The organism is Halothece sp. PCC 7418 (assembly GCF_000317635.1).
In the GTDB taxonomy this organism is placed as follows: Bacteria; Cyanobacteriota; Cyanobacteriia; order Cyanobacteriales; family Rubidibacteraceae; genus Halothece.
In genome coordinates, this window is record NC_019779.1 from 1,119,830 (window position 1) to 1,136,108 (window position 16,279).

At 43.9% G+C, this 16,279-nt stretch carries 16 protein-coding genes and 1 other RNA gene; 6 read left to right on the forward strand and 11 right to left on the reverse strand.

All coding sequences use genetic code 11. From position 1 onward, the window contains the following. Nucleotides 1-4: 4 nt before the first annotated feature. The gene (locus PCC7418_RS05155; RefSeq protein ID WP_015225114.1) at nucleotides 5-835 is read right to left on the reverse strand and encodes a hypothetical protein; all 831 of its coding nucleotides are present in this window, start codon (nucleotides 833-835) and stop codon (nucleotides 5-7) included. A 266-nt stretch (nucleotides 836-1,101) separates the two neighbouring features. On the opposite strand from PCC7418_RS05155, the gene PCC7418_RS05160 reads away from it, so the two are divergent. After that, the gene (locus PCC7418_RS05160) at nucleotides 1,102-2,226 is read left to right on the forward strand and encodes a tetratricopeptide repeat protein (RefSeq protein ID WP_015225115.1); all 1,125 of its coding nucleotides are present in this window, start codon (nucleotides 1,102-1,104) and stop codon (nucleotides 2,224-2,226) included. On the opposite strand, the gene PCC7418_RS05165 is transcribed toward PCC7418_RS05160, so the two are convergent. Next, nucleotides 2,212-4,761 carry a DUF3536 domain-containing protein gene (locus PCC7418_RS05165; RefSeq protein WP_015225116.1) on the reverse strand — a complete coding sequence of 850 codons (2,550 nt, stop codon included), beginning with the start codon at nucleotides 4,759-4,761 and terminating at the stop codon, nucleotides 2,212-2,214. The genes PCC7418_RS05160 and PCC7418_RS05165 overlap by 15 nt on opposite strands. Nucleotides 4,762-5,145: 384 nt before the next feature. On the opposite strand from PCC7418_RS05165, the gene purN reads away from it, so the two are divergent. From purN to ffs, 3 genes are all read left to right on the forward strand, one after another. Beyond that, nucleotides 5,146-5,790: a phosphoribosylglycinamide formyltransferase gene (purN, locus tag PCC7418_RS05170; RefSeq protein ID WP_396275448.1), complete on the forward strand. Its 645-nt coding sequence runs from the start codon at nucleotides 5,146-5,148 to the stop codon at nucleotides 5,788-5,790. A 44-nt stretch (nucleotides 5,791-5,834) separates the two neighbouring features. Further along, nucleotides 5,835-6,101 carry a YciI family protein gene (locus PCC7418_RS05175; RefSeq protein ID WP_015225118.1) on the forward strand — a complete coding sequence of 89 codons (267 nt, stop codon included), beginning with the start codon at nucleotides 5,835-5,837 and terminating at the stop codon, nucleotides 6,099-6,101. 36 nt (nucleotides 6,102-6,137) lie between these two features. Further along, nucleotides 6,138-6,235, forward strand: an RNA gene (gene ffs, locus PCC7418_RS19605) — signal recognition particle sRNA small type. 74 nt (nucleotides 6,236-6,309) lie between these two features. Here ffs and psbN read toward each other — a convergent pair. Further along, entirely contained in the window at nucleotides 6,310-6,441 is a 132-nt protein-coding gene (gene psbN / locus PCC7418_RS05180) for a photosystem II reaction center protein PsbN (protein ID WP_041596152.1), read from the reverse strand. 154 nt (nucleotides 6,442-6,595) lie between these two features. Between psbN and psbH the strand changes: the two genes are divergently transcribed. Continuing rightward, on the forward strand, nucleotides 6,596-6,799 hold the full coding sequence (gene psbH / locus PCC7418_RS05185) for a photosystem II reaction center phosphoprotein PsbH (RefSeq protein ID WP_015225120.1): 204 nt from the start codon (nucleotides 6,596-6,598) through the stop codon (nucleotides 6,797-6,799). 60 nt (nucleotides 6,800-6,859) lie between these two features. Here psbH and PCC7418_RS19725 read toward each other — a convergent pair whose 3' ends face one another. The 6 genes from PCC7418_RS19725 to PCC7418_RS05215 all read right to left on the reverse strand — a co-directional run bounded on the left by PCC7418_RS19725 (nucleotide 6,860) and on the right by PCC7418_RS05215 (nucleotide 12,631). Beyond that, entirely contained in the window at nucleotides 6,860-7,021 is a 162-nt protein-coding gene (locus tag PCC7418_RS19725) for a YqaE/Pmp3 family membrane protein (RefSeq protein ID WP_015225121.1), read from the reverse strand. Between the two features lie 256 nt (nucleotides 7,022-7,277). Continuing rightward, the gene (gene wecB / locus PCC7418_RS05195; protein ID WP_015225122.1) at nucleotides 7,278-8,411 is read right to left on the reverse strand and encodes a non-hydrolyzing UDP-N-acetylglucosamine 2-epimerase; all 1,134 of its coding nucleotides are present in this window, start codon (nucleotides 8,409-8,411) and stop codon (nucleotides 7,278-7,280) included. 105 nt (nucleotides 8,412-8,516) lie between these two features. After that, entirely contained in the window at nucleotides 8,517-9,272 is a 756-nt protein-coding gene (locus tag PCC7418_RS05200; RefSeq protein WP_015225123.1) for an isoprenyl transferase, read from the reverse strand. Further along, on the reverse strand, nucleotides 9,269-10,204 hold the full coding sequence (cdaA, locus tag PCC7418_RS05205; RefSeq protein ID WP_015225124.1) for a diadenylate cyclase CdaA: 936 nt from the start codon (nucleotides 10,202-10,204) through the stop codon (nucleotides 9,269-9,271). Before cdaA ends, PCC7418_RS05200 begins: the two co-directional genes overlap by 4 nt. A 98-nt stretch (nucleotides 10,205-10,302) precedes the next feature. Beyond that, nucleotides 10,303-11,688, reverse strand: coding sequence for a diaminopimelate decarboxylase (lysA, locus tag PCC7418_RS05210; RefSeq protein WP_015225125.1), 1,386 nt, complete (start codon nucleotides 11,686-11,688; stop codon nucleotides 10,303-10,305). A gap of 178 nt (nucleotides 11,689-11,866) precedes the next feature. Then, nucleotides 11,867-12,631 (reverse strand): phycobilisome rod-core linker polypeptide, encoded by a 765-nt coding sequence (locus tag PCC7418_RS05215; protein ID WP_015225126.1) that lies wholly within the window; start codon nucleotides 12,629-12,631, stop codon nucleotides 11,867-11,869. A 178-nt stretch (nucleotides 12,632-12,809) separates the two neighbouring features. On the opposite strand from PCC7418_RS05215, the gene PCC7418_RS05220 reads away from it, so the two are divergent. Then, nucleotides 12,810-13,460 (forward strand): Uma2 family endonuclease, encoded by a 651-nt coding sequence (locus tag PCC7418_RS05220; protein WP_015225127.1) that lies wholly within the window; start codon nucleotides 12,810-12,812, stop codon nucleotides 13,458-13,460. A gap of 20 nt (nucleotides 13,461-13,480) precedes the next feature. Here the strand turns inward: PCC7418_RS05220 and recF are convergent, their stop codons facing one another. Together recF and PCC7418_RS05230 are read right to left on the reverse strand one after the other, a co-directional pair. After that, complete coding sequence (gene recF / locus PCC7418_RS05225) at nucleotides 13,481-14,620, reverse strand: DNA replication/repair protein RecF (protein WP_015225128.1); 1,140 nt, start codon at nucleotides 14,618-14,620, stop codon at nucleotides 13,481-13,483. A 326-nt stretch (nucleotides 14,621-14,946) separates the two neighbouring features. Continuing rightward, a complete protein-coding gene (locus PCC7418_RS05230) occupies nucleotides 14,947-16,128 on the reverse strand; it encodes an aldo/keto reductase (protein ID WP_015225129.1) in 1,182 nt (393 codons plus the stop codon). Nucleotides 16,129-16,279: the final 151 nt, after the last annotated feature.

Below are 16,279 nucleotides of genomic sequence, written 5' to 3' on the forward strand. Positions count from 1 at the left end.
CTCGTTAATTGGCGGTTTCCTTGCAATGTCCTTCGCCCACATGACCTAAGCCAATGATCGCTTTTTTCAGAGTTTGATATTCTTGTGCAGACAATTCTTGTTGAAGCATTTCTAAATCAGCATTCACCGTGCCATTGTTGGCAAGTTTCGCCATGGGACCAAACCCAACCGCGCCTGTATTAATCGCATCATCCATGGGGGCTTCAGCATCGCCAAAGATGTGGTCGAAGTGGAAGGTGGTTTCTAATTCTGTCTCGCGATCGGCTTGTAAAAATCCTTTGCGGACATCGCCAACATATTCTCCGCATTTGTAAGCCAGAGGCTGATCGAGGTTGAGACTAAAATCGATGGTCTTGCCCTCTTTTTTCGCAGTTCCTTGAAGCATGATCGCGCTGCTAATGTCTCCTGTTTGCGGAGTAACCACTTCCCAACTCAAAGCATTATAAAATCCAGCACTGCCTTCTTTCTCTGTTACTGAAATCGGATCAGCATCTGCCCCTCCTGCTGCCAAATCAACCGTCGTCGGTTCTTCAATCAGGCTGACCAGTTCTTTCGCCTGAATCATTTCATCTTCATCCGGGTCAAAGGCGGGCTCGGTTTGATAGGCTTTGACGTTATCAAGGGTGACATAAACATGATCAAAGTCGATTCTCCAGCCGTCTTTGGTGACAAATCCTTGACGAACAAAATCTTCTCCGTTGGCGACGATCGCGAGTGTTCCTGACCCCTCAGCAGCCAGGGTTTGACCCACTTCGTTGGCTTGAGAACTATACCCTAATGCTAACAGAGGGCATCCTAAAGCAAGAGATGTTAATAAGGCTTGTCTATTCACCACAATTTTTCCTCAATTTCCTTTCCTGCTCTAGCTTCGTCTGTTTTTTTTGAATTTCAATACCCCCCTAGGGGATCAGGGGGGTTTCATTCTCAATTTTTGTTCTTGGTTCTTTGTTCTGTGGAGATGTTCCATGGAAGGTGTTGAAATTGTTCTTTGTTATTTGTTCACACTCTCACCCTGTCCCTTTCTCCAGCGCGTAGTGCTATTGTTAAATAGACTTTTGCACCATAAGATATCAATTGTTAAGTCTTTCTTGAAATTATTGCATGATCGTGTCTAAAAATCGCCTTTGGGAGCATTTGCTGATTATTGTTGGTGTTACCCCCATCATTTTCGTTCCCTCGATTAGCCTCAGTGAAGCAGTGGGAGAAATCAATATTCGGGACAGGACTCACCTCGCTCAACAAAATCGTCAAGAGCACTTACGAGAGTTACTGCGACGGGGACGAGAATTGGCAGATGCGAACGAATATCAAGCAGCTACGGAAGTTTATCAACAAGCAGCGCGTCTCGACCCTAAAAATCCCAAGATTTTTTCTGGAATTGGTTATCTTGAAGCCCAGCAAGGGAACTATGATGCTGCGGTTTGGTCTTATCGCCGTGCTGTGGAACTGGCCCCCGATAATGCTGAGTTTTATTATGCCTTGGGTCATACCTTAGCGCAACTGGAAAATTACTCGGAAGCGACAACTGCTTATTTTCGGGCGACGGAACTCAACTCTGATAAGATTGAAGCGTATTTGGGATTAGGGGCGGTGCTGTTGCGTCAAAATGATCACGCTGGGGCGTTAACCATTTACCAAAAACTGTTAACCATTGCACCCAATCATCCTGAAGCCAATGCCATGGTTGGATCGCTACTGGTGAAACAAGGGAATTATCCTCGCGCGATCGCGCACTTAAGCAAAGTCATTCGCATTGCACCGCAAGAAACTTCGGCCTGGTTAGAGCTCTCTACGGCTTATCAACAACAAGGTCAGCTTTCCCAAGCCTTGCAAACCATAGAACGGTTTATACAACGCTATCCTCGTCACAGTGCGGGCTACTATTACAAAGGCAAACTTCTGCAACAAGAGGGAAACATCGCAGCAGCAGCCTCCGCATACAAAAAAGCAGTCAGCTTGAATCGGAAACCCATTTCCGCGCTGGTGGCGTTAGGGGAAGTCCAACTCAAGCAAAAGGATTATTTACAAGCGGTTGTGAGCTATCGCCGTCTGACGGAATTAGTACCGAATAATCCTAGCATTTATTATAATTTAGGGCTTGCCCTGAAAGGGCGCGATCGAACCCGTGAAGCCAGACAAGCCTTTCAGAAGGCTTACGAACTGTTTCGACAAGTCAGGAATCAAGAGGGTAAAGATCGCTCGCAAATGCAACTACGATCTCTGTGAGTCTGGGTCCTGCAGCCAAGGACGGACATCCACAGCTAAATCAAGTCCTAATTGCAGTAAACGGCGTAACTCCTGAGAAATGGTTTCTTGGGACTGACCTTGTAACCAGTGGTAATACAATTCTTGGCAGCGATCGAGCATCAGTCCCACATTTAATAAATGTCCTAAATCAATTAAACGTTTGGTATAGTTTCCAGTGACTTCATCATGGGGACATTGATGGAGTAAATGCCACAGCGATCGTAAGGTCAGTCGCTCTAAAATTCTCTGTCCTTCAGGAATTTCTAAAGTTAACTTTAAATGATGCGCTTCTTGGGTAATGGCTTCTAATTCTTCTAAGGTTTCATGACGGGCGCTGACATCGTCTTCCACCTGCTCTAGAGCCTGTAAACTGTTTAAGCAGCGTTGAGAAAGGGTGATTTCCGCAGCAACTTGCAGTTCTCGGGGAACTGGTAGGCGATCCTGATGAAAAGCAACTAAAATGCTATAGTTATCGCGATAAATTTGGGTGTAAAGTTCATGCAAGCGAGTTTTGGTTTGTTGAGCCAACTGCTGCATAATTTCCATGCGCTTCTCCACCAGTAAATTTTCTAAGCCTAAAGATTGTTCACCGAAGTGAGTTTTCATCACCAGAATGGTTTTCGCTGCACTTCCGTGTTTGAAGGTGGCAAAAATTTCTGCCACTTGCTTACTGTAAGTGGTTCGCCCTGGAAATCCCTGCACACAGCAATGAAAGTCCCATCCCCCCAGATGCAGAACGGCAAAGACAACGTGATCGGTTTCGCTAGTGGTGCGAGATTGCATTTTTAATTCACCGATTGCCAAGGTTAAAGCGCCAACGGTTTGACGCTGGTAGTCTTGTTGGGTGATGTAGTACGCATAGTGATGTACTTGCTGGGGTTGCGGTTTGAAGAGGGAACTGAGGGCATAATAAGCAGCAATTTGTTCTGGAGTAATGCGAGCAGATTTTACTAAATCTTGATAAATATCCGCAGCAGTTTGGAAATGTTCGTTATTGCTTGGCGCTCGTGCTAACCGTTGGATAAATTCAGTTTCCAGCAGTTGACCCGAGATTTCTCCAGCTAATTCGATCGCGCGGGAGGCATACCGTAAAATTTGCACCCCTTCGGGACGGGAAATTTCTTCAAAAAACCAACCGCAACTGGTGTACATCAGCAGGGCATTGCGTTGCATTTCCAGTAAGCGCAAGGCTTCAATTTGTTCTTGTGGACCTAAGGCATAACAGCGATGACGGGCAAGAAATGGGGTCACTTGAGCGCGATCGCGCAACACTTGGATATAATCATTTCGCGCCTCCCAAGGATCAACAAACAGTTTTTTTCCTTCTGTGCTAAAAATAGCAGCCAGTTGATCCCGTAACCAATCTAAACTGTCTCGCAACGGTTTGCGCCAATGCTGCTGCGAATGATCATCACCGCCACAACCGCAAGCACTGCGCCAACGTTCTACCCCATGAGTGCAACTCCAAGAACTGACGGGTTTTAGCATCACTTCCCAAGTGGGAGGATGTTGGCTGAGATAATAGCCATAGTTAGTCACTTGCCATTCTCTCGCAGGAAACTCGCGGGTAAAGGCATAAGCGAGAGATTTCTCGGTTCCTGGTTTATGGTGTCCAAAGGTTTCCCCATCCGTGGCGACATTAATCAGTTGTGACGGACGATGATCCCCTTGAATCGCTTGTCTTAACCGTTCTGCAAAGTATTGCGAGCTACTAAGGACGTTATGAAAGCCCATATCAGCCGAAATGGGGCCATCGTAGAAAAAAATATCAATAAATTGATCATGATCCACATAACAGCGATAAGGGCGGGTGGGATTAATTTGCGCGCCCCCGACTTCTTGCCAAGAGCGAGGGGCGGGATTTTTACCAGTGGGAAGCGGGCGACAACGTTGGGCTTGCGAGGGAGAGAGGATAATAAAGCGGATGTCTTCTGCAATGAGGGCTTCTAAGGTGGGATAATCGACTGCGGTTTCTGGAAGCCACATTCCTTCTGGGTTTCGCCCAAACCGCAATTGAAAATCGACTTTTCCCCAGCGAATTTGTGTGATTTTATCTTCCCAGTTGGCTAGGGGAAGAATCATGTGATTATAGGCTTGCGCGATCGCGTTGCCATGTCCATTGAGGCGTTGACAACTCGCGCGATCGGCTTCAATTATTTTTTGATAAACTTCTAAATCATATCGTTCCAACCATGACATCAACGTTGGACCAACATTAAAACTTAGATATTCAAAATTATTAACAATATCAATGACTTCTCCCCTCTCATTTAAAACTCTGGCAAAGACATTCGGGCGATAGCATTGATGATGAATCCGTTCATTCCAATCATGAAACGGTTCTGCACTGGGCTGGCGCTCGATCGCTTCTAAATACGGGTTTTCCCGTGGGGGTTGATAAAAATGCCCGTGAATGGTCACGCAAACCCCAGTTTGGGTTTCTAACGAGTTGATGTCATGACCTCGGGTTAGTTGTTGCGTACCAACGGCTGGAGATTTTTCGCGAATATCCATTTTTATTGCTCGCGGTGGAGACTCCCTATCCCCCTGATCTCCCTCATCGAGAGAGGAGGGTAGAGAGAGGAAACCGCGCCTCCTAGTAATTTGCTAAACTGAGGGCACTTATTCTGACAAAAGAGCTTAAATTACCCTCTGCGGAGCAATGTCCTCACTTTCACCCTCGTGCTGATTTCATCAAGCTCATTCCCCGGACAAGCATCAAGAGTATTATCATCCCTCTTTTAACAGTTTTACTGTACAATAAACTCCGAGGTTTTATTGTTCATTATTAACGATTGTAAACTGGACGCATTCTAGCATCATTGCTGTTCTGATCTCCCCCCACTGCAATCAATCTGTCGCTAACCTTAACCATTGCATTTTAGCAAGAGGAGAATATTGATTTTGACGGACTCGGTAATTATTTCCCCAGAGGGAATTGATGGTCAGTTATCGCATCCCGTATCGTTAGCCGTGATGGCATCGGGGAAAGGAAGTAATTTTGTTGCGATTGCCAGCGCGATCGCGCAAGGACAACTGAACGCAGAGATCAAGGTCGTTATTTACAATCAGCCTCAAGCACCAGTGCGGGAAAAAGCTGAACAGTTTGGCGTTCCCGCAATTCTCTGTAACCATCGCGACTATCCGACGCGAGAAGCATTTGATCAGGTTTTAGTAGAAACCTTAAAAGCCCAGGAAGTGGATTGGGTGATTATGGCGGGTTGGATGCGAGTGGTGACCCCAGTGTTAATTAAGGCTTTTCCTGATCGATTGATTAATATTCACCCGAGTTTACTCCCCAGTTTTAAGGGTCTTAATGGGGTGGAACAAGCCTTAGCAGCAGGGGTGAAAATTGCGGGTTGTACGGTGCATTTAGTGCGCCCAGAAGTGGATAGTGGTCCGATTCTGATGCAAGCTGCGGTTCCCGTTTTAGAAGAGGATACCCCCGAAACCCTGCACCAACGAATTCAAGTACAAGAACATAAAATTCTTCCCCGCGCGATCGCGATCGCGGCTGACAAGGAAGAAAAACGCCGTTCATAGTACAATCAAATCGGTATGAAATGTCAATATCATCGATTGTCTAAATGCCCTTATTTGTCAAAATTGAAAAAGGAATCGTTGAAAAACCCATTTTTGATCAATATGTTCCCGCTCATATTGACTATGTTAAACAGTTAGTCACTCAAGGATACAAAGCCCGCAGTGGCTATTGGGGAGACTTTGGTGGCGGGATGCTCTTATTTGAAGCGGATAGCTTAGAAGAAGCGCAAAAAATTGTTGAGAATGACCCACTGGTCAAAAATGACTGTGTGACTTATGAACTCCATGAATGGTGTATTGTTGTGGAATAGTCGCCATTACGAAGAGTTTTATGTTATTCTTTAATTGATCCGGGATAGCGCGATTGTGACGCCCGAACCTTGTCAGGACCGGAAGGTAGCAGCAATAAGGGATGCTCACAATAGGCGCTAGACTCCGGGTCTTTTTTTTGATTAACGACTATATAGCAAAAGTCCAGGAGTTAACCCCCCATCCGATGTGGATTGAGGGAAGAGGATCTTAATCTTCGTGATCTTCAAAGGGATCGCTTAACTCCGCAGACGGGGGGCCAAAAGAGAGATAGAGAGAATAACCTGTTACTGCGAGGACAACCGCTGCGATCGAAATACTAATTAGTGTTGCAGATTCCATAGTGATCATAAATTTAGGAGAACTGTTGTTTACAATTGTACATATTTTTCCCAGAACTTCCACCTCGCATCGAGGGAAACTGGCGGGAAACCGCGAAGTAAGGCTGGAAGTATGTCAAAATTAGGAAAAGTAGATTAACATTCAAGATTTAGGTATGGCACAGCGAACTCGGTTAGGAAATCTTCTCAAACCCTTAAACTCAGAATATGGGAAAGTTGCTCCAGGTTGGGGAACAACTCCTCTGATGGCGGTCTTTATGGGACTGTTCTTTGTCTTTTTACTGATTATTCTGCAAATTTATAATTCTTCTCTCCTAATTGAAGGATTTGATGTGGATTGGAGAAATCTTAGTCAGTAAGACTGATTAGCGCAATCCTGATTCAAAGTAAACCCGGAACTCTGCCGGGTTTTTTTGTCTTTACTTTTTCGCAATGACCCATACCGCGTGGATCAGACCAGGAATGTATCCCAAAAGCGTCAGTAGAATATTCAGCCAAAACTGTCCACCAAAACCAACTTGGAGGAATACCCCTAAAGGAGGGATAATAACAGATAAAATAATTCGGATAACGTCAGCCATTGTCTTTCCTTTCTTGAGACTGTTTATGTTTTGACACTCCCCTTCCTACGCTTCGCGCTTTGGAAGGGGATTCTTCGTTCTGCGAGGGCCCTTGCTTTAGCAGGACTTGTGAGGACACGGATGCGGAACTTGGTTTCGCACATGGTTAAGCTGATTAAAGTAGCTGAAACCATGATAGCATAAATAGGTAGAGTTTGTTAAGATCAACTGGAGCTTTAGTTCATCATGCACGCTTAACTCGCCTTATATCCCTGCTCTAAAGAGACAGGGTTTTACGGCGATCAAGATAACGTTCAATAATACTGACAATCCGTTCTGCTGCTTGACCATCCCCAAACGGATTAATTGCCATTGCCATGCGTTGATAAACATCAGGATTGCTTAATAACTCAGTTGCCGAGTGCAAAATTCGCTGAGGATCAGTCCCCACTAAACGGGCTGTTCCTGCTGTTACCGCTTCTGTCCGTTCTGTATTGTCCCGCAAGACTAAAACAGGTTTTCCTAAACTCGGGGCTTCTTCTTGTAGTCCTCCTGAATCCGTTAATAAGAGATAACAGCGTTGCATTGCTCCCACTAGTTGGGAGTAGTCTAAAGGTTCAGTCAAAAATACGCGAGGGTGATTCCCTAAAGCGGTTTGAATAGGTTGGCGAACAGTTGGGTTGCGATGAAGGGGAAGTAATAGGGCGGTGTCTGGAAACTTATCTAAAATTAGTTGTAAGCCTTCAATAATCTGAGTTAGAGGTTTACCCCAATTTTCTCGTCGGTGAACCGTTGTCAATAACACGCGGTAATGATTCCAGTTTAAATCGGGGATATGGCAGGGAGGATGACGTTGCGCCATGGTTAAGAGAGCATCAATGACAGTATTGCCCGTGAGATGAATTTCTCCAATCACTCCCGAATTTTCTAAATTTTTGACGGCAGCTTCTGTGGGAGCAAAATTCAATTGCGCTAGTTGACCAATGAGACGACGGTTCGCTTCTTCTGGATAGGGATTATATAAATGATGAGAGCGCAACCCGGCTTCAACGTGAGCGGTAGGAATTTGCTGATAAAAAGCTGCTAGTGTGGCAGCAAAGGCAGTTGTGGTATCTCCTTGGACAATCACTAGGTTGGGCTGGATTTGGGTGAAGAGTTTTTCCAGCCCTTTTAAGCTGCGACAGGTAATGTCACTGAGGGTTTGTTCCGCTTGCATGATCTGCAAATCATGGTCGGCTTCGAGGTGAAATAAATTCATCACCTGAGCCACCATTTCTCGATGTTGTCCCGTGAGAATAACAGAGGTTTTCAGTTGGGAGGAACGTTGACATTGCTGAATAATCGGAGCCAGTTTAATCGCTTCCGGTCGCGTTCCTAGGGTGATGCAGACCGTACCAGAGTCAACGTTCATGCAAATCCCCCAATGACATTTGACAGTAGAGAACACTCATGAAATTGCCTGACCCAAAATGAGGTATAAGGGGAGTTTAGCATAAGTCGAATGTCCTCCCAATGCTTACTGATGGATTTTGCCAAAACGCCGATCGCGCTGTTGATAAGATTGCAAGGCTTGATGAAAGGCAGCGCGGTCAAAATCGGGCCATAAGGTATCTGTAACATAGATTTCTGCATACGCCAACTGCCAGAGTAAGAAGTTACTCAAGCGCATTTCGCCACTGGTGCGAATTAACAAATCGGGATCGGGTAAGTCGGCGGTGTAAAGGTGTTGGGCAAATAATTCTTCATTCACTTGCTCTGGGGTAATTTCTCCCTTTTGCACTTCTTGCGCGATCGCGCGACAGGCGGAAATAATTTCTTGTCTTCCGCCATAGTTGGTCGCCACAGTAAATTCAATCCCCGTATTGTCTGCAGTTTGTGCCATCGCTTGCGCGATCGCGCTTTGTAAAGACTCGGGAAGAGCAATTAAATTACCCACAAAGCGAATCCGCACCTGTTCGGTCATCATTTCCGCTAATTCTCGCTGTAAGACCCGCTCAAACAAGGTCATCAAAAAATCCACTTCTTCCGACGGTCGCCCCCAATTTTCCGTTGAGAAAGCATAAGCCGTCAAACCACCAATCCCCCAATCTCGACAACATCGCAGCAACCCTTTCAGCGCATCCACCCCTTTGCGGTGTCCCATTACTCTAGGAAAGCCCCTTTGTCTTGCCCAACGACCATTACCATCCATAATCACCGCCACTTGCTTCGGGAGACGATTGGCATCTAAATCGGGGGGAAGTTGTTGTAAGAGAGAGGGCTGAGTAGTCATTTTTTACGGTGAGACTTCGGTGATAAAAGACGAAAACTGCGCTTTAAGAGAACTTTTCCCTGTGAGCCAATTTCACGGGTCAGGCGACCAAAATCTTGAGCCACCGTTTCCCGTTCCACAGTCGGTGAAAATCTCAATTCTAACAACTCTCGCAGTCGGCTTCGTGTCAGGGGGCGTTGTAACGTCCCTTGTTCTGCAAGAGAGATCGATCCCGTTTCTTCAGAAACGACAATACACAAACAATCTGAGATGCGTTCAGTCATCCCGATCGCAGCGCGATGGCGAGTTCCCAATTGCCGAGACAAACTTTTCTCGGTTAACGGTAAAATTACTGCTGCTGCAGCAATGCGCGATCCCCGCAAAATGACCGCCCCATCATGTAAAGCGGTTGTGGTTTGAAACAAGGTTTGAATCAACTCACTGGAAATCTCGGCATTCAAGGTCACCCCAGGACTTCTAAACTGACTGGGATCAATGGGTTCATTGGTTTCTAACAATAACAAAGCCCCAATCCGTTTTTGCGATAGTTCTCGCACTGCATCCAAAATTTGATCCAAAACATTATCAGGTTGGAGCTTATCATTACTTGAGGACGGAAACAATTGCCGTAACTCACCGCGTCCGAGTTGTTCCAAAAACCGACGAAACTCAGATTGTAAAATCACAACAATCCCCACCGCAGAGCCAATCAACATTTTTTCTAACACAAATTGCAATAACTGGAGTTGAAGCAATTGGCTGAGATAAATTGTGACCAGCAATGTCGCCACCAGAATGATAAATCCCTGAATGATCCAACGAGTTCGGCTTTGCGGTTCTCCTAATAAACGGATGACCACATAAACTAAGATAACAACGAGAACAACATCAAAAACAGAAATTAACCAACTGGGAAACCAAGAAAGAAAATCGGATAAGCCTGGGGAGGGCATTGTTGTGTAGAACAGACAAGAAACAATGGACAGTCAACAACGAACAATTAACAATTGTTATTCGTTAAGAGTATTCGTACAAAACAAACAACAAATGATCAACTATCAATTGTATTGAGTCTTGACGGTAAATTATCCTGACTAATTAAATCCTGATAGGTTTCACGATTAATAATGACATCCGCTTCTCCCTCATGGACTAACACCATTGCGGGACGCAGTAGGCGATTATAATTGGAAGCCATGCTATACCCATAAGCCCCCGTACTCATCACCACAAGGGTATCTCCAGCACTGGTTTCAGGAAGTTCTGCTTCTTTAATCACCACATCCCCTGACTCACAATGTTTTCCAGCAACTGTCACCGTTTCACTTGTGGATTGAGACATTTTATTTGCCAAAACCGAGCGATAGACAGATTCATAAGTGATGGGACGAGCATTATCGGACATTCCGCCATCCACAGCAATGTAGGTTCTGATTTCGGGAACTTGTTTACGCGCACCCACAGTATAAGCCGTCACTCCTGTTGTTCCCACTAACGAGCGACCCGGTTCACAAATTAATTTTGGGGGAGAAACTTGCGCTTCCGAACAAGCTGCATCCACCGCTTTTGCAACCGTTGCTGTCCATTCACTAATACTCGGGGGATCATCCGCTTCTGTGTAACGAATCCCTAAACCACCACCAACATTTAATTCTCGGGCAGGTAAACCTAACTCTTGTGCTGTTTTCAGCCACTTCACTAAGACTCCCCCTAAATCTTGATGCGGTTGACGCTCAAAAATTTGAGACCCAATGTGAGCGTGAACCCCAACAAAATCTAATGCAGGTGTTTTTACTAAGAAATCCAAGACTTCCGCCACCTGATTGGGATCAAAGCCAAACTTGCTATCAAGGTGTCCCGTGCGAATATACTCATGAGTATGACATTCAATGCCTGGGGTGATCCGTAGCATGACACGAGGGGATTTGCTCGTCGCTAACTCGGCTAAGGTTTGCAACTCTAACCAGTTATCGGCAACAATAGTACAATCTGCTGCGATCGCTTCTTCTAGTTCAGCACGAGATTTGTTATTGCCATGAAAATAAATGGTTTTTGGGTTGACCCCAGCTTGTAAGGCGGTATAAAGTTCTCCCCCAGAAGCCACATCAATCCCTAAACCTTCACTGGCGACAAGGGCGCAAATCGCAAGACAATTGAGAGCTTTAGACGCATAAATGACTAAGGACTCTCCTGAGTAATTATTTTTTAATCCATCTCGATACTGACGACAAGCGGTGCGGATACTAGATTCATCCATAATGTAAAGCGGAGACCCGAATTCTTTCACTAATTCGGTCACATCACAACCGCCAATTTCTAAATGATCTTGAGCGTTAATCTTTGCGGTGAGGGGGAGGAGGGACTGGTTGGGAGAATCAGTAATTTCTTTGAGAAAATGGCTTCCTGTGGGCTGTTGCGTCGTTTCTGTTAACACCATACTTAATCTTTAATCTTGAGAATTTTAAAAGCAGTCACCTTCCCATTATCTCGATTGATTGCCCAAACAGCAAAAAGGTCACCGTTTAACAAGATAACTTACTAGACCAGCAAATCACCCTGCTAAGCAGCGACCCTTTCTTTTCTCCTAGTGGAGATGAAATTAGCAATCTCTGAATTTAGCCGACCTTACGATAAGGAACTTTCTTGTCGTAGTCAATGTTCATTGCAGAGACTTTTGGTAAAGGATTCCCTTTCGCACTGCTGAGACTACGAGCAACATTTAAGTACGCACTGGGATCGCCCGCTTGGGGTTGCTTTTCTTGGGGAGTAAAGCGACGGACTTGATTTTGCCAAACAATTTGAGGGAAGCCCAATTGTTGACGGTGGTAAGCCCCATAGCGAGGAGTTTTGAGATTAAAGGGAGTTTCTCCTTCATCTTTTTGAGGTAGTACGCGACGACGTTGAAAAGGAACAGTATCTTCACCAAAGCTGTTGAGATACTCTTCACTATTGAGTAAGTCTTCAACGAAGCCGTTAACGCCTTTTGTTGCAACGACAATCGACCAAGCAATTTTTTCTTGTTCGTTGTAAACATCGCGTCCTAAAGCCCGTTGTACACAGAGTTCCACAAAGCGATAGTTGCTATTGGGTTCGTAGTTCAGACGGCGGAAAGCATCAGAGGTTAATAATCCACGGATAAAGTCTCTAACGCTAATTTGACCATAACGCAGTTGCGATTCCAGAAAACGCTGACGGTTACTCGTGAGCATTTGGTGTTCGCTAAAGATTTGGCGATACGCAGCCCAGATAATGGCTTGTGCATCTTCCTCGGAATTCATCATCCCGGGGGTTGGTTGAATTTGTTCTTCACTGGGGACTTCATATCCTTCTACGCGCTGATTTTGGCTAGAAGGGATATAGTTCAACAAAGGTAAGGACACGCCCTGAACCTCCTTATACTAATTTTTTCAAAAGTTTATCCTTGATCATACGTGACTGTGGCGATAAAAACTCAGAAATCTTATAACTTCTTACCAATTTGTTACTAAATCATTGACAGTTACTAATTGACAGTTGACAATCAGAGGGTTATATGCAGTAACGGTAAAGCAATCAATAATGAGCAAACCAGCAACTAGCATTCCTCCCCTTGAAAACGGCGATCGCGCCACCCGCCCTAATTTTGAGTATCGCTACACACACGCTAAAAGTGATCAAAAAGCAGAACTGATTGAAGGAATTGTTTATTTGATGGCTTCTCCCCTACGCTTTCAGCAGCACGCTGAACCTCATGCTAAGATTATGGGCTGGTTGACAACATATCAAGTGGCACAACCTCAAGTTAGAATCGGAATTGAACCCACAGTTCGCCTCGACTTAGAAAATGAACCTCGTCCTGATGCGGTACTTTTCTGGGAACCAAATGCAGGAGGACAAGCGAAACTCAGCGAAGATGACTATATTGAAGGCGCACCAGAACTGATTGTTGAAATTGCTGCGAGTAGTTCTGCAATTGATTTATATGATAAGAAACGGGCTTACCAACGCAATGGGGTCAAAGAGTATTTAGTCTGGTGTATCTACGAGAATACCTTCTACTGGTTTAGTTTAGAAGGAGGAGAATATATCACCCAACAACCCGATGAACAGGGAATTATTAAAAGCAAAGTGTTTTCGGGACTCTGGTTAGCAGTGAATGAACTCCTCGCGGGAAATATGAGTGCCGTTTTAGATACCTTAAACCAAGGGAAGCAAGACAGCCATGACTAAAGAGAAGACTTGGTTAGATTTCAGATAATTTCTCCTTTTTCAACGGTCAAAATTTGGGAAGAATTAACCCATTGCTGATCAAATGAGTTTAAATGAGTGGTAGTAATTAAGGTTTGAAATCGATCCTCAATCGCGCTTAATAATTGATTTTGACGATCTAAATCGAGTTCGGCTAAAACATCATCCAGAAGCAGTAAGGGCGGTTCTCCGACAACCGTTTCAATTAGTTCTAATTCTGCCAGTTTTAAGGCTAAAACTAAAGTTCTCTGTTGTCCTTGTGACCCATAAGATCGCGCAGGTGTTTCATTAATTTTAAACTCGACTTCATCCCGATGCGGTCCGACAACGGTTGTTCCTAAATTGTGTTCTGCTGCTTGACGAAGTTTAATTCGATTTAAAATTGCTTGCTGCACTTGTTCGGGGTTATCTTCAGACCAGTTAACATTCGGGGCATAGTCAATGTCAAGTTTTTCTGTCGCGTGACTAATTCTACTATGCCATTGTTGCGCGATCGGTGTTAGCCGTTCCATAACTCTAGCCCGACGACGCATCACCCGTGATCCGTTTGCTGCTAATTGAGCATCCCATAAGGCTAATTGTTCCCAAGTGGAATCTTCTACTGGAGAACCCATTTCATCATCATAAAGGGATTTCCGAATCTTTTTGAGTAACGCATTTCGTTGCCGTAACACTTTATTATATTCTTGTAAAATATAAGCATAAATCGGTTCAATTTGAATTAATAACGCATCTAGCCAATGACGACGTTTTTCAGGTGAACCTCTCACTAAATCTAAATCTAAACTCGAAAATTCGACAGCGTTAAGAACCCCCAAAAAATCAATTTGTCGGCGCAACGATTCATGATTAATTGCAACCGTGCGTCGTCCTTTTTGCCGTAAGGTTAGGGTTAATTCGCTGTTACTATAGCGCCGTTTGACTAAGGCTTCGATTTGCCCAACCGTTGCTTCTTGAAAGACCAGATCTTGATCTTTTGTTGTCCGATGACTTTTTAAGGTTGCTAAGAGTTCCACAGCTTCTAAAAGATTCGATTTTCCTTGGGCATTATTTCCCACTAAAATTGTTTTTTGAGCATCGAATTTAACGGAACAATTCCAATAATTTCGGAATCGTGTGAGATAGAGTTTCTCTAAATACATTATTTGTTATTCGTCATTCGTCATTAGTCATTAGTCATTAGTCATTCGTCATTAGTCATTCGTCATTAGTCATTAGTCATTCGTCATTAGTCATTAGTCATTCGTCATTAGTCATTAGTCATTCGTCATTCGTCATTAGTCCTTCGGTAACTGGTAATTTCTTTCTTTTCTAAGACAGAGAACAGGGAGAGGTTGAAAACTGAATTGTTGACATATAGCGTTTCCTAGTTGGTTGAGGTACAAAGCGAGTCGGTGGATGTTCATGGTTAATTAACCTGTTGAACGGTCAAAGAACGAAGAACAACGAACCAAGAACGACTATAAAACTATTGTTGTGAAAGTCGGTTGACTGCTTCACCATTAAACCATTGATGGGCTTGGGCTAAAAGAGAAGGGATTTTATCAGCGTGAGGACTATTTTTTAAACAAGGTTTCAAGTCTAGAGAGTCTAAGTCATTCGCTTTTTCTCCTGGAAACCAATGACTGGCTTTTCCTAATAAGTTATAGCGCATTTTGGCATAATCGGTTAAGTCATAGGCAAGGGCTAAGTTTCTTAACCATAAAATAACGGGAATATTGATATGGTTTGGGGTTTCTTCCGCGCGAGGTAATCCTGTTTCCCATGTTTTATACCAGTTTTCTCCTAATGCTTCAATGGCTGCTTTCTCTAATTTTTCTAAGATGGGCGGTAAAATTTCATTCGCTTTTTCTAGTAAGGGTAAAACCTTTAAATGTTCTTCAAAATCACTGGGTTGTGCTGCGCCTAAAGATAATGTATGCACTTGGGGATGACTGAGACAAAATAAGTCATTAAACACCATTGGACTTAGGGGTTGGCATAAATCAACTAATTTTTGAGGGGGGTTATAAAGTTGTCCGCCTTTATCCGAAGGACTAATAATAAAAACGCCCATATCATGATGATTGGCTGCTTGAATGGCTTCCCAATTAGTTTGATTAATGTAGTACCAATGGAGATTTACATAATCAAATTGATCAGTTTCAATGGTTTTGATAATGACTTCAGGGGAACCATGAGTGGAAAAACCAACAAAGCGAACTTTTCCTTGTTCTTGTAATTTTCTAACTTCATCTAAGCACCCCCCAGGGCGAACGGTTTGTTCTAATAATTCTTCTGTATTAATGCCATGAATGCCTAATAAATCAATGTAATCTAAATTGAGGAATTGTAAGGACTGATTAAATTGCCGTCGAAATTCTTTCGGATCATCTTTGGGTGCAATTTTTGTTTGTATAATTAATTTTTCCCGATCAAATTTGGGTAAGACTTGACCTAGTTGCATTTCAGAACTACCATAGCCTCTAGCGGTTTCAATATGATGAATTCCCACGGCTAAAGATTTTTCAATTGTTGCTTCTAAATTACGTTGATTGGCTTGGGGAACATCCGCTAAAGGAATATCTTGCCACTTATGTTGATAACGCATTCCGCCACAGGAAAAAACGGGAATTTGTAAGTCAGTCCGACCAAAACGACGATATAGCATTTTTTGTTTAAGATTTTAACGATTAATTGACATATAGCAATCCCAAATCAGTTGTAAATTAATCCCCCCTAGCCCTCCTCACTAAAGCTCCGGTTAGTAAGGGGGAGAACGGTTAATCTACTTTTTACAAATGACATCATATTGCTATATT

What these genes read in the sequence shown, in the direction of transcription:
- PCC7418_RS05160 (WP_015225115.1), top strand. Translation starts at nt 1,102, where the DNA reads ATGATCGTGTCTAAAAATCGCCTTTGGGAGCATTTGCTGATTATTGTT.
- PCC7418_RS05165 (WP_015225116.1), bottom strand. Translation starts at nt 4,761, where the DNA reads ATGGATATTCGCGAAAAATCTCCAGCCGTTGGTACGCAACAACTAACC.
- PCC7418_RS05175 (WP_015225118.1), top strand. Translation starts at nt 5,835, where the DNA reads ATGCCCTTATTTGTCAAAATTGAAAAAGGAATCGTTGAAAAACCCATT.
- psbN (WP_041596152.1), bottom strand. Translation starts at nt 6,441, where the DNA reads ATGGAATCTGCAACACTAATTAGTATTTCGATCGCAGCGGTTGTCCTC.
- psbH (WP_015225120.1), top strand. Translation starts at nt 6,596, where the DNA reads ATGGCACAGCGAACTCGGTTAGGAAATCTTCTCAAACCCTTAAACTCA.
- PCC7418_RS19725 (WP_015225121.1), bottom strand. Translation starts at nt 7,021, where the DNA reads ATGGCTGACGTTATCCGAATTATTTTATCTGTTATTATCCCTCCTTTA.
- wecB (WP_015225122.1), bottom strand. Translation starts at nt 8,411, where the DNA reads ATGAACGTTGACTCTGGTACGGTCTGCATCACCCTAGGAACGCGACCG.
- PCC7418_RS05200 (WP_015225123.1), bottom strand. Translation starts at nt 9,272, where the DNA reads ATGACTACTCAGCCCTCTCTCTTACAACAACTTCCCCCCGATTTAGAT.
- cdaA (WP_015225124.1), bottom strand. Translation starts at nt 10,204, where the DNA reads ATGCCCTCCCCAGGCTTATCCGATTTTCTTTCTTGGTTTCCCAGTTGG.
- lysA (WP_015225125.1), bottom strand. Translation starts at nt 11,688, where the DNA reads ATGGTGTTAACAGAAACGACGCAACAGCCCACAGGAAGCCATTTTCTC.
- PCC7418_RS05220 (WP_015225127.1), top strand. Translation starts at nt 12,810, where the DNA reads ATGAGCAAACCAGCAACTAGCATTCCTCCCCTTGAAAACGGCGATCGC.
- recF (WP_015225128.1), bottom strand. Translation starts at nt 14,620, where the DNA reads ATGTATTTAGAGAAACTCTATCTCACACGATTCCGAAATTATTGGAAT.
- PCC7418_RS05230 (WP_015225129.1), bottom strand. Translation starts at nt 16,128, where the DNA reads ATGCTATATCGTCGTTTTGGTCGGACTGACTTACAAATTCCCGTTTTT.